The sequence below is a fragment of the Psychrobacter sp. M17(2026) genome, from assembly GCF_055699815.1.
The window spans coordinates 489,265-501,554 of the sequence record NZ_CM146741.1 but is presented as its reverse complement, the minus strand read 5'-3'; the positions used below and the strand labels follow the sequence as shown (position 1 = coordinate 501,554).

General features: G+C 42.3%; 10 protein-coding genes and 1 pseudogene. 6 read left to right on the top strand and 5 right to left on the bottom strand.

Annotation, left to right across the window (positions count from 1 at the left end; all coding sequences use genetic code 11):
• Positions 1-241: 241 nt before the first annotated feature.
• On the top strand, positions 242-718 hold the full coding sequence (gene smpB, locus ACR63T_RS02150) for an SsrA-binding protein SmpB (protein WP_201571489.1): 477 nt from the start codon (positions 242-244) through the stop codon (positions 716-718).
• Between the two features lie 83 nt (positions 719-801).
• Here the strand turns inward: smpB and rarD are convergent, their stop codons facing one another.
• The gene (rarD, locus tag ACR63T_RS02145) at positions 802-1,803 is read right to left on the bottom strand and encodes an EamA family transporter RarD (RefSeq protein WP_472784628.1); all 1,002 of its coding nucleotides are present in this window, start codon (positions 1,801-1,803) and stop codon (positions 802-804) included.
• Positions 1,804-2,034: 231 nt separating this feature from the next.
• Between rarD and ACR63T_RS02140 the strand changes: the two genes are divergently transcribed.
• A complete protein-coding gene (locus ACR63T_RS02140) occupies positions 2,035-2,502 on the top strand; it encodes an Lrp/AsnC family transcriptional regulator (RefSeq protein ID WP_472784627.1) in 468 nt (155 codons plus the stop codon).
• On the opposite strand, the gene ACR63T_RS02135 is transcribed toward ACR63T_RS02140, so the two are convergent.
• Positions 2,499-2,882, bottom strand: coding sequence for a hypothetical protein (locus ACR63T_RS02135; RefSeq protein ID WP_472784626.1), 384 nt, complete (start codon positions 2,880-2,882; stop codon positions 2,499-2,501). The genes ACR63T_RS02140 and ACR63T_RS02135 overlap by 4 nt on opposite strands.
• Before the next feature lie 90 nt (positions 2,883-2,972).
• The gene (locus ACR63T_RS02130) at positions 2,973-3,347 is read right to left on the bottom strand and encodes a hypothetical protein (RefSeq protein WP_472784625.1); all 375 of its coding nucleotides are present in this window, start codon (positions 3,345-3,347) and stop codon (positions 2,973-2,975) included.
• A 334-nt stretch (positions 3,348-3,681) separates the two neighbouring features.
• Here ACR63T_RS02130 and ACR63T_RS02125 point away from each other — a divergent pair, with 334 nt between their 5' ends.
• The 4 genes and pseudogenes from ACR63T_RS02125 (at position 3,682) to ACR63T_RS02110 (ending at position 8,327) form a co-directional block, all read left to right on the top strand.
• Entirely contained in the window at positions 3,682-6,138 is a 2,457-nt protein-coding gene (locus tag ACR63T_RS02125; protein WP_472784624.1) for a YgiQ family radical SAM protein, read from the top strand.
• Positions 6,139-6,448: 310 nt separating this feature from the next.
• Positions 6,449-6,865 (top strand): hypothetical protein, encoded by a 417-nt coding sequence (locus tag ACR63T_RS02120; protein ID WP_472784623.1) that lies wholly within the window; start codon positions 6,449-6,451, stop codon positions 6,863-6,865.
• Positions 6,866-7,055: 190 nt separating this feature from the next.
• Complete coding sequence (locus tag ACR63T_RS02115; protein ID WP_472784622.1) at positions 7,056-7,646, top strand: hypothetical protein; 591 nt, start codon at positions 7,056-7,058, stop codon at positions 7,644-7,646.
• Positions 7,647-7,772: 126 nt separating this feature from the next.
• A pseudogene (locus ACR63T_RS02110) lies at positions 7,773-8,327 on the top strand (REP-associated tyrosine transposase).
• Positions 8,328-8,819: 492 nt separating this feature from the next.
• On the opposite strand, the gene ligA reads toward ACR63T_RS02110, so the two are convergent.
• Both ligA and ACR63T_RS02100 read right to left on the bottom strand, forming a co-directional pair.
• Complete coding sequence (ligA, locus tag ACR63T_RS02105; protein WP_472785214.1) at positions 8,820-10,811, bottom strand: NAD-dependent DNA ligase LigA; 1,992 nt, start codon at positions 10,809-10,811, stop codon at positions 8,820-8,822.
• A gap of 209 nt (positions 10,812-11,020) precedes the next feature.
• Complete coding sequence (locus ACR63T_RS02100) at positions 11,021-12,049, bottom strand: cell division protein ZipA C-terminal FtsZ-binding domain-containing protein (RefSeq protein WP_472784621.1); 1,029 nt, start codon at positions 12,047-12,049, stop codon at positions 11,021-11,023.
• Positions 12,050-12,290: the final 241 nt, after the last annotated feature.

The following is a 12,290-nucleotide window of genomic DNA, read 5'->3' as shown; positions in this document are numbered from 1 at the left end:
TGAGCTTTTAGATAACTATTGAGTAATTATTAAATAGCTATCGCTATAGATATTGATTGTTTTTCTCAACATGCCCTAGCAACGCAGTCACTACATTTGTTATAACAGCTACATACACTTGCACCTATAGCTTTGCTACAATAGCGGCTCGACTCATTTATAGTTATAAGATTAGCCATAAGATGAGGAATAAGTCAGAGAAAGATAGTGACTCTGACCTGAAAGTCCTTAAGAGGAAATTATGTCAAAAAAATCAAAAAAGCCAGATAATCAAATATGCGCTAATAAAAAAGCGCGGCACGAGTACTTTATTGAAGAGAACTTTGAGGCAGGGTTGTCTCTGCAAGGGTGGGAAGTTAAGTCTATTCGTGCAGGCAAGATGACTATTACCGAAGCCTATGTGATCTTTCGCAATAACGAAGCGTTTTTGTTTGGCGCGCATATTCAGCCACTAATAAGTAGCTCGACGCACGTCAGTCCAGATACGACTCGTACGCGTAAGCTGCTACTCAATCGCCGTGAAATCGAAAAGCTATTTGGTGCGGTGAATCAAAAAGGCTATGCTTGCGTGCCGTTATCTTGCTACTGGAAGCGCTCGATGGTTAAGTGTCAAATCGGGCTTGCCATCGGTAAAAAGCAGCATGATAAACGTAAAACGCTAAAGGATCGCGATTGGGAACGTGATAAGCAGCGAGGTTTTAAGCAGCATTTGGACTAGAAGATTGCTATCACTCTAGTAATAAGAAAAGCGGACAATCTATCAAGTTGTCCGCTTTTTTAGGTTCATTACAATCATTATTATCAAGCAGTAAGCGGATTTAATCTTTGCTTACGAACACTACGTAATTGGCGCACACCATGCGCGATTAAAAAGACAATACCTAACCAAATCAAGCCATAGCTGTATATCATCGCTGACTCAAACGGATTACCTAGTACCGTTACCGCTAAGATAAATAACAATGCAGGCTCTAAGTAGCTCATCATGCCATAGACATTAACAGGTAGCATCTGACTGGCATCAACGTTGGTTTTCATTGCCAATACACTTACAATCCCTAAACCTGCCAGCATCGCGATAAAAAAACCAGAGCCACTAACTAAGCTTAAACTACTAGGTGCAATAAAGAATAAGTAAGCTAAGGCAAAAGGCGCAAAGATAGTCAAATCAACCAGCAGTCCTGTAACCGCGCCGATACCTTGCAAGCGACGCAGGATATAATACAGTGGATAAGTACCACAAACCCATAATGTTGCCCATGAAACGCTTTGCGTACGTACAATTTCACTACCCACACCCAATGCTGCAAAGCCCACCGCTAACCATTGTAAGCGGCTTAACTTCTCACCAAATAGCACACAGCCAAACACCACCATCATCAATGGGAATAAGAAATAACCCATCGCAGTTTGTACGCCTTGACCGTTGACAGGTGCCCACATAAATAGCCAAAACTGGCTCAAAAATATCGGTGTCGGCAATAACAACCATGCCCACTGCTTAAGCGAACGCAGCGTCTTTAACTTATCAAGGTGCGAAGTCAGACGACCACTAATCACCAGATAGCCTATCAATGCCGCCCACATCGCGAGCATGCGCCAAATAAAAACTTGCGTGCCAGATAAAGGTGCTAAAAAGCTACCATAAGCGTAGAGCACACCGAATAGCAGATTGGATAATACAGCCAAAGACACGCCCATCATTAAGGTGCGCTGCTGCGCGGTACCAGTCGTCCACATCGCTGGCATCGGCAAGCGTGATAGCGTTGAGGCTAGAGTAGTAGATAAGGTTGAAGTAGACATAAGACCCTCTGATTTGCGCGTTATAAAAGAAAATACTTAACTATCATTATTTTTATTTTGAATAAGTTAAGTTATAGTTGATAAGTCTTATTTTACCTTTGTACTTTGATACATTATTTCTATTTTTAGATATATTTGATAATATTTATTATAATAATATCTATATTGCTTATAATTTATTGTCTCAGCATTTATAATGATAATAGTTACATTAATTGGAAAGCTAATATTATGAATCAGCAATTAGATAACACTGATAAGGCTATTTTAAATCTACTGCAAGACGACGCCACTCTGCCGTTAAAAACGGTTGCAGAGCACGTGCATGTGTCTATTGCTACTGCTCAAAGGCGAATACAAGCTTTAGTAGATAATGAAGTGATTACTAAGCAAGTCGCTATTGTTGATCCCAATAAGGTAGGCTATAGCTTGACAGCGGTCGTCATGGTAGAGATGGCAAAATCAAATAACTCAATGCAGCACCGATTTGAGCGCCTAATGAATGCGCAGCCGCAAGTGATGAGCTGTTATGAGGTATCAGGCGATGCGGATTTTATGCTGATGGTCAATGCTAAAAACATGCAAGATTATCACCAATTTACCCGAAACTTACTCACCCATGATAATAATGTACGTAGTTTCAGCAGCCAGTTTGTGATGAATTTTACTAAGAGTGGTACGAAGATTTTGTTGGATTAAGAGGTTTTTGTAGTATTAGAGAGATACAAAATATAGGGAACGGCAAAGATCAACGATAAAAGACCGTAAACGAATAAAATCGAAACCAAAGTACCAATGTGAATGCCTGTAGCACTGGTATCTAACGCATATTCATACATGCTCAAACCAACGCCTATTATAGGAATAAGCATAGCGACAATAAGGTATCGAGTGGTGAACCTTTTAGACTGATAGTAGCCTTTTTTGGCGAAGAAAATAGTGGCGATGATATGTATGACTATCGCAGGAACCACAATAAATAATCCATAATAAAAGGTAAACATTGCTGTCATGTCTGAAGCGTTTGCTGATAGTGGCATTAGCAAAATTGATAAAAGTACTAACATACGATTTGGCATATTTTACCTATAAAAAATACTTGTTCTAATCATCTTCTAGTACTGTTTGAACCTATTAAAATTTTAAGATTAACTTTTAAAGCTAGCTTATTACTGTGAAGTAGATTTTATAAGATGAATGAAATAAGGGATACTAGCTATAAAGGCTATGAAAATGTACATCAAAAGACCAGTTATAAATGATTCAACATAACTGGTTGATGAATTCCTTACCAAATAGACCTCAAAAAGCACTATCGCAATACCAATTATAGGAACAGACATTGCTACTAGAGTATGCTTAAGAGCAAATTTTTTATTACGGTAACGACCGTTCTTAGAAAAATTCCAAACTGCAGCAAAATGAACTAGAGCTAATGGAAATACTATGGACATAACATAGTATATGGTAAGCACACCTGTCATATCCGAAGCATAAGCAGATATCGGTACCAGCAGAAATAGTATTAGCATTCGGTTTTTCATTTTTTATCCTAGCTATAGTTATTTTTAGAATAGAATGTTTTATTGTATTAAAGCACAATAAAGCTCAGCATTAGATAGTTTGAAAATATTCGCTAATTAATTGTAAGACATACCTTTCAGAAACACTCCTGCTAATCCGTCTAAAATCGTATTTTTACTCTAAACTATCAATAACTTAACTAAATAAATCAAAACGGCTTTTTCACATCCTGAACTAAATTCATGTTAAAATGAGCGCCTTTAAATTAGCTGCTAGTTAATTAGTTAATAACAACTCTCTATAGCTTCTAACTTTCACACCATTCAAACGTATTTTTCTGATTAAGGTTGCCCCATGTCTGCCGATACCATTGCCCATACCGCCTTTAAACAAGGCACTAAACCGTTATATGACTACGATAAGCATTGGGCGAGCTGCTACGAGCCTGCGCCCTATCTACCGATGAGTCGCGCTGAGATGGATGCGCTGGGCTGGGATGCTTGCGACGTCATTATTATATCAGGCGACGCTTATGTCGATCATCCTAGCTTCGGTATGGCGATTATTGGTCGTCTATTAGAAGCGCAGGGCTTTCGAGTGGGGATCATTGCTCAGCCAGATTGGAAGAGTAAAGATGCCTTCATGGAACTGGGCAAGCCCGTCTATGCTTATGGTGTGACTGCTGGCAATATGGACAGCATGATCAATCGCTACACGGCTGATCGCAAAATCCGTAGTGATGATGCGTACTCACCTGGCAACGTCGCAGATAAGCGCCCTGATCGCGCGGCTATTGTCTACAGTCAACGCTGCCGTGAAGCTTATCCTGATGTGCCAATTATCTTAGGCGGTATCGAGGGTAGCCTGCGCCGTATCGCTCATTATGACTATTGGTCGGATAAAGTGCGCCGCAGTATTTTACTCGATGCGCGTGCGGATGTTTTATTATACGGTAATGCCGAGCGTGCCATCGTTGATGTGGTACATGGTTTATCCAAAGGCTATAGTTTTGAGCAAATGAGTAAAATGCGTGGTACGGCGTACCTTTTGACACCGACACGTCGCCACTGGCAGGCGGATATGACAGAGGTCGCTAGTAACGATGTTGATACGGTCGGTCGCGTTGATCCGATTATCAATCCTTATGTGATGACCGAAGATCTGGATCAGTGCTCAATTGAACAAGATAAACCGAGCTCATCTCCAGTTGGGCCTGTTGGACAAGCGATGACAGGTATGTCCGCGCAGTATCAGGGGTTTGTATCTGAGCCTGTGGCTAATAAAATCATCAACGCTGATCAAGTCGATGAAGACACCCAAGTAGTACAAATGCGCGGTATGGATACGCAAGATAGTAAAGAATACCGACCTAAAACCGCTCGTAAATATAAGCTAAAAATGCCTGCACGCGAGCAAACGGTTATTCGTCTGCCAGATTATGAGCATGTTAAATCTGATCCTGTACTCTACGCTCATGCCAGCCGTATCTTGCATCTTGAGACCAATCCAGGTAATGCCCGCGCTTTAGTTCAACGCCATAGTAGTGGCGCTGGTAACTCGCATACCTCTATCGATGTCTGGCTCAATCCACCGCCGATTCCGCTATCGACAGAAGAGATGGATTATGTGTTTGACTTGCCTTATGCACGTCTGCCGCATCCAAGTTATGGCGATGCGCGCATCCCTGCTTATGACATGATCAAATTCTCTGTTAATATTATGCGCGGCTGTTTTGGCGGTTGTACTTTTTGCTCTATTACCGAGCACGAAGGGCGTATCATTCAGAACCGATCAGAAGAGTCTATCCTACGTGAAGTAGAAGCTATCCGTGATGTAGCACCGAACTTCACTGGCGTCATCTCTGATTTGGGTGGCCCGACCGCGAATATGTATCGCTTGAGCTGTAAAGATGAGACGATCGAGAAAAACTGCCGTAAGCCCTCTTGTGTCTACCCTGATGTCTGCGAAAACCTAATTACCGATCACAGCAACCTAACTAAGCTATATCGTAAAGCGCGTGATATCAAAGGCGTGAAAAAAATCCTTATTGCCTCAGGTCTACGTTACGACTTAGCAGTAAAAGATCCTGAATACGTCAAGGAATTAGTTAGCCATCATGTCGGTGGCTACCTAAAGATTGCCCCTGAACACTCAGAAGAAGCGGTACTGACGAAGATGATGAAGCCGGGCATGGGCAGCTATGATAAGTTCAAAGCCATGTTCGAGCAATACAGTCAAGAAGCGGGTAAAGAGCAGTATCTGATCCCCTATTTTATCGCCGCGCATCCTGGCACTAAAGATGAAGATATGATGAATCTTGCGCTGTGGCTCAAAAGCTATGGCTACCGTGCTGATCAAGTACAAGCCTTTTATCCAAGCCCAATGGCGACTGCGACGACGATGTATCACACCCACAAAGACCCGCTACATAAAGTGAGTCGCGAAGGCGGTGATATGGATATCGTCAAGTCAGGTAAGCAGCGCAAATTGCACAAGGCATTCTTGCGTTATCATGATCCCAAAAACTGGGTAATGTTGCGTAAAGCATTGCAAGATATGGGTCGTAGCGATTTGATCGGCAAGAATAGAGGCTGTCTAATTCCACCGTTCAATGCTAGTCTAGAAGGGCGTGATGCTGAACAAAATGGCTATCAGTCTGCCCGTAAAAAGAACAGCCGCGTCGGTAATGACTCTGTAAAGCGTCGTGATAATAATACGGCTGCTAACACAGGTAAGCCTACTAAGAAAAGAGTGAGTAAAGGTAATTTCCAAACTCAACATACTGGTCTGCCACCGCGTAAAACCAAATAAGCCGACATTAAAACAGCTTAAGATAGTCAGCTATACGTATTGAATATAAATCAAAACAGCGCACATTATTTTATAAAGTAATGTGCGCTTTTTATTACTTATCTTGTATTATTTAGCTTATCTGCATAATTACGTTAGATAATATTTAGGTAAGATAACTCACATGTGAGGAACAATTCCTAACATTATAGAGTATAAGTTTTAGTTACTATATTTTAGTTACTATAGACGTCATACGCTGGACATATTAATAATACTAATTTTTGCCCTAAGACCTTAACCTCTTAACTTATATTTTTTGGAGATTCTTATGAATAATTTAGCTAAATTAGCTGCCACCTTACCTGCTGTCGCTTTATTAGGTGCTTGTTCAACGACGAGCCCTAAGCCTAATATGCCCGTAACCACGCCATCAGAGAGCGTGACTACCCTTGCTTATGACCGCATGGCACCAGCACCTTATACTTGTACTGATGATAGCCAAGTTATGGTCAAGCAGTCTATCAATAAAGAGCAAGTTATGGTTAATGCTACTGTACCAAAAATCAACTGGTCACAGCAGCCTATAATCTTAAATGGTGGACCTAACGGTAAAGTATCAAGCTATATTAATGAGTCCAATCCAGAAGTTATTTATGCATGGCATATGCAAGCTGACGAAGGTGTATTGGCTATGAAATGGGCTGATGGCAAGACCTATCAAGTTAATTGCAAAATAGGCAGATAATAAGGTTAGTTCAATCGTTTATCGATTACAGTAAACCTGCAACTGAGCAGCTCAATGTCAGAATAGACAGTCATCCTATGATGGCTGTTTTTTTATGTGTTTTCCAATAAGTAAACGTGGCAAAATAACACTATTCGGTATCAACTATGCGACAATAATAGCAACGGTACTTTTTAAGAGGATAAGATTCATGGTCAAGCGTTTAGCCCCTATGCTGATAATCACTGTAGCTGGCATGGCAACTACATTAACAGTGTCAGGCTGTGATAATAATAGTGAACCTAATACAAATAGCGCCTCTACTGAGCAAACGAATACCGCTCTAGCAGATAGTGAAAACTCCAATAGTGCTGAAACTGAGGCTAAAGTTACTGCTATTGATTGGTCAAAAGTAGCCAGTGGCGAGCAAGCCGTTAACATCGCTGACTATGACTATCCCTTTGCAATCGATAGCCAAAACGTCAAGAACTACGCTGATTATTTTAAGGTAGATAATACTACTGCCCAGCATAATCTGACGATAAGTACGGCGAGTAATGAAGCTCTATCTAAGGTGCTCGATCAGCTGGATACGAGCTATACCTCACACCAAGTTATCGATGGTAAAGACGCTAAGCTAGTGATACATACCACTGCTGACATCGATGCCAGCAGCTATGATTATGTCTTCGCTGAGCCTTTTGCGAAAGGGCTAATATTACCGATTGAGATTGTGCCTGATGGGGTTAAGAGTGAGGGTAATGTGCACGGAGATTCTCAAGAGCAAGAAACGAGTCTATAAAATAGAAACCTCAATCCAAATATGTTACTTGTAGGGTGCGCCTCGCGCACCGATGATATTCAAAATAAACCTGCACATTGATACCGAGATACCGATTAAAAATATTCCTCTCAAGGAAAAGTGAAAATGCCGCAATATATCCGCTCATATACGGAAGGCGCTACTTACTTTTTTACATTGGTATCGTATAACCGAAGAAAAATATTATGCGAAAATGATTTTTTAAAAGCATTTAAAAATAGTGTAAAGCTTATTCAACAGCAATATCCTTTTGAGATAATAGCATGGGTACAATTGCTTGATCATCTACATTGTATTTGGCAAATGCCTGAGAACGATGCAAATTATAGTATGCGTTGGTCGCAGATAAAACGACTGACGACTTAAGCTTGTCCGCAGTATCATCTGACAGCGCGTGAGTTGAGCCATTCAAAAGTTAGTAGGAATGAGAGAGGAATATGGCAACGACGATTTTCTGAGCATCAAATAAATAGTGAAGCTGATTTTATTAAGCATATGGATTACATTCATTACAATCCTGTCAAACACGGATTGGTTGAAAGAGTTTCGGATTGGGATTATTCAAGCTTTCATCGTTATGTGAACGCTGGTGTTTATTTGGTAGATTGGGGTACTAATTCGATTGAGTTTTCAGAGAGTTTTTCGGCTAGGTTGGAGTAGTTTATGATGATAGTGAGCAGTTGTAGGGTGCGCCCTGCGCACCGATGTATGAGTATTAAACAATCAAACCTACCTCTCTGCGTAAATTATTTTTTATATAATTATTTATCAAATAATGCTTTTGTGTTTTAAAATTCGATTCTTAAATAGTGCGCGAGGCGCACCCTACTCGACCAATATAATCATATCAAATATGTGTGATATTTCTCTTTTAGCGAATGCGTAACAAGAATAGCAAAGCGCTACTTTGTCCAAGCACAATTTCACGCGAGGGACGAGCGCCGAGGCGAACCATTAAAGTAAGAATAACCATGACCCGCATATTTACCGACCTCTAAAGAACGCGATGCTGAGGCCATGCTTTTAAATCTTTGTCTTTTTAAAAGTAGTTAGAATAAAAATCACTTTAATAGAATAGTGTGTTTTATAGTTCATGGTGCGCTGGGCGCACCCTACACTAAACGCTATGAATCAAGCTAAATTCAAAACATATTACTCATCCAACATTACCAAAAACTCATCCTCACTCACCACTTTTACGCCCAGTTTCTCGGCCTTCGCCATTTTTGATCCCGCTTTTTCACCTGCTAGCAATGCCGTCGTTTTGGCAGAAATACTACCCGATACTTTGGCTCCTAACGCTTGCAACTTGGCTTTAGCCTCATCACGCGCCATACTCGCAAGCGCACCAGTAATGACCCACGTTTGCCCATCAAGAGGTAAATGACTTGATGACTTTTTCTCAACTTTATCCCAATACACACCAGCTGCTAGCAAAGCATTGATGACTTCGATATTGTGCGGCGCGCGAAAGAATTCGTAGGCCAGCTCAGCGGTAATCGTACCGACATCAGGGGTTTGGATTAGCGTCTCGATATCGGCTGTCATTAAGCGCTCTAAATCACCAAACTGCTGGGTGAAATTCTGCGCGGTGCCTTCACCAACACCGCGAATACCAAGCGCGTAGATAAAGCGAGATAGCGTGGTATGTTTGCTAGCCTCGACAGCATCAATAATATTCTGTACCGATTTCTCACCCATTTTCTCAAAGGTAATCATTTGCTCTTGATGATTATGCAGCTGATAAATATCAGCGACAGTCTTGACCAGTCCTTGCTCAAAGAAGCTAATCAGCCAACGTTCGCCTAGCCCATCGATATCCATCGCCCGACGCGACACAAAATGAATCAATGCTTCTTGCTGCTGGGCAGGACAAAATAGTCCACCAGTACAACGCGCTAGTGCTTCGTCTTCGGGTAGTACTACTGGGGAGTCGCACACAGGACAAGTCGATGGTAATTGGGCAGGCGTAGAGTCTTCAGGACGTTGATCTTCCCAGACGCGGGTGACTTTTGGGATGACGTCGCCTGCACGGTGCACACTGACCATATCGCCTGCCCGCACGTCCAAACGTTGAATCTCGCCAAAGTTATGCAAAGTGACATTACTGACAGTGACACCACCGACTTTGACGGGTTCAAGCTTGCCTACTGGAGTGATGGCTCCCGTACGACCGACTTGCCATTCGATAGAATGTAGGCGCGTCATCACGGTCTCGGCAGGAAATTTATAAGCCGTTGCCCAACGCGGCTCACGCGAGAGATAGCCTAATTGCTGCTGTAGCGCTAAGCTATTAACCTTAATAACCGTACCGTCAATCTCAAACGGCAGCTTGGCGCGTTTTTCAATCACTGACTCATAGTATTCTTGGGTTTCGCGCGGGTTCTTTACCACTTGCACAGCGCTAACACTAAAGCCAATGTCACCAAGCCAAGCTAACGCGGCTGACTGCGTGTCGATACGTTCAGGTAAACCTTGATTGACCGAGTACGCATAAAACGCAAGCGGGCGACTGGCGGCTACTGCTGGATCAAGTTGGCGTAAGCTACCCGCTGCGGCATTACGGGGATTGGCAAAAGTTTTTTCTTCATTCTGCTGGGCTAGACGGTTTAGTCGCTCAAAACCAGCTTTTGGCATCAGCACCTCACCGCGCACTTCTAATAGCTCTATATCAGCGGCATCGCTAAGATATAAAGGCAGATTGCGAATGGTTTTAGTGTTTTGGGTGATGTCCTCGCCCGTTTGCCCATCGCCACGCGTCACCGCTTGTACAAATTTGCCATGCTGATATTTTAATGAAACGGCTAAGCCATCGAGTTTTAGCTCGACTTCATATTCAGGGTTTTTCTGAGCATCACTTAGACGGTCATTGACGCGGCGCATAAAGTCACGTAAGTCATCATATTCAAAGACATTGCCTAGCGATAGCATAGGAATATCATGAGTCACTTGCGTAAAGGCTGATAATGGTATGTCGCCCACCGTATTAATCGGGCTATCTGGCTGTACTAAATCAGGGTACTGTTCTTCAATCTTGATTAACGACAGGCGCAATTGATCGTACTCGCTGTCTTCAAGTATAGGATTATCAAGGACGTAATAGGCGTTATTATGAGTTTTTAGGGCAGCTATTAACGTCCGCATTTTATTGATAATCTCTCTATCATCAATAGAAGAGTTATTGAGCGGATTATTTTGGGCGTTGGTGGTTTTTGAATCGGTCATAGTCGGTATCTATCGATTTATAATAACGACTATCATAACAATTTGAGGATACATTTACACGAACGACTGAGACAAAAACGCAGCCCGATAAAATCAAAAGCTGCGTTTATTAAAACTAGGGTGTGGCTCTATTCGCCATAATCACGCACTTGGTTGCGCAGTTGCTGCTTGTATTCAGCAGTGATGGATTCGTTATTCTCATCGAGAATCATAGCGTCCAAATCATTAGCCATCATATAGGCAATGCTCATCATACTATCAAAGCTACGCAGCGCTTGCGGATGTGGCAGTGACAAAAACACCACTATGCCATTATAGCTATCAGTGGCCACACTATGTGGGTCAAAAGGCGCAATGCCGTTATCAGTGATACCCATCATACTGAACCACAGCATCCCTGTGCCGTCTTTTTGCTCATAGCGATGAAACATATTCATCGCCCCAAAGCGCAAACCGTATTTGTCAATCAAAGTCAATAAGTCACGACCACGAATGATAGCAGGCGAACGATCACGATACTGGTGCGGCAAGATGGTGATATTAATATTGTCTTTGGCATTAATCAACGGACCATTTTGCGCCTCATTCACAGGTGCGAGCAGGTGCTGATCAAGAACAGGACTATTATCATCAAACTCAGGCTCATCGGCAGTGTCGATCACGGGCATCAGACTATCCGTCGCTGACATTAGACTTGAAAAGGCATCTGGCTCTTGAACACCAGCTTGATAGTCACTATCCTTATCGCTCAGCTCTTGTGAAAAATGAGTAAACTCAGCATCATCAGCGTGCCGCTGCTCTGCTTGCCAGCGCTGATAGTCCTCATCCTCATCGAAGCTGTCTGTCTCGCTATGACTTTGCGCCGCCGCTTCATTGGGATAGCTATACTCTGGGGTCAGCGGCTCATCATCTATCACTGCCTGTAAGTATTTACGATCAGGGCCAATGGTCGTCTCACCTGCTACGGTATCTTGCAAGTCGGGCTGATCCACGACATTACGCTCATGACGCGGGATAATAGGAATACCGTTTTTATCATAGCTCACAGCGTTTATTTCAGCGCTTTGGCGACGCTTAAAGCTACGAGTGACCATAAACAGTCCTGCAAGGACAATAAGCGCAGCAATAGCAATCAACATAAACTGAATAGCGGTCATGAGAGACACATCCTAATAACGACGATAAATGAGAATAAACAACAAGATATAAATGGCAATAGTTTAGCATGGCTACCCTATGGCGTCATCAATTTGTATCGGATCTGCGCTGGGTTACTTTTAGCTATTATCAGTATCTATTAATAAGTGTTCAACATGTTCTAGCGGATTCAATCATTCTCACCTCGCTGAGCCATACTTTTAACTTAACTAGCCATACTCTTAACTTAACTAATAGTAC

Excerpts from the sequence above, each read along its gene's own strand:
- smpB (WP_201571489.1), top strand. The coding sequence starts at position 242 with ATGTCAAAAAAATCAAAAAAGCCAGATAATCAAATATGCGCTAATAAA.
- rarD (WP_472784628.1), bottom strand. The coding sequence starts at position 1,803 with ATGTCTACTTCAACCTTATCTACTACTCTAGCCTCAACGCTATCACGC.
- ACR63T_RS02130 (WP_472784625.1), bottom strand. The coding sequence starts at position 3,347 with ATGAAAAACCGAATGCTAATACTATTTCTGCTGGTACCGATATCTGCT.
- ACR63T_RS02100 (WP_472784621.1), bottom strand. The coding sequence starts at position 12,049 with ATGACCGCTATTCAGTTTATGTTGATTGCTATTGCTGCGCTTATTGTC.
- ACR63T_RS02135 (WP_472784626.1), bottom strand. The coding sequence starts at position 2,882 with ATGCCAAATCGTATGTTAGTACTTTTATCAATTTTGCTAATGCCACTA.
- ACR63T_RS02120 (WP_472784623.1), top strand. The coding sequence starts at position 6,449 with ATGAATAATTTAGCTAAATTAGCTGCCACCTTACCTGCTGTCGCTTTA.
- ligA (WP_472785214.1), bottom strand. The coding sequence starts at position 10,811 with ATGCGGACGTTAATAGCTGCCCTAAAAACTCATAATAACGCCTATTAC.
- ACR63T_RS02140 (WP_472784627.1), top strand. The coding sequence starts at position 2,035 with ATGAATCAGCAATTAGATAACACTGATAAGGCTATTTTAAATCTACTG.
- ACR63T_RS02125 (WP_472784624.1), top strand. The coding sequence starts at position 3,682 with ATGTCTGCCGATACCATTGCCCATACCGCCTTTAAACAAGGCACTAAA.
- ACR63T_RS02115 (WP_472784622.1), top strand. The coding sequence starts at position 7,056 with ATGGTCAAGCGTTTAGCCCCTATGCTGATAATCACTGTAGCTGGCATG.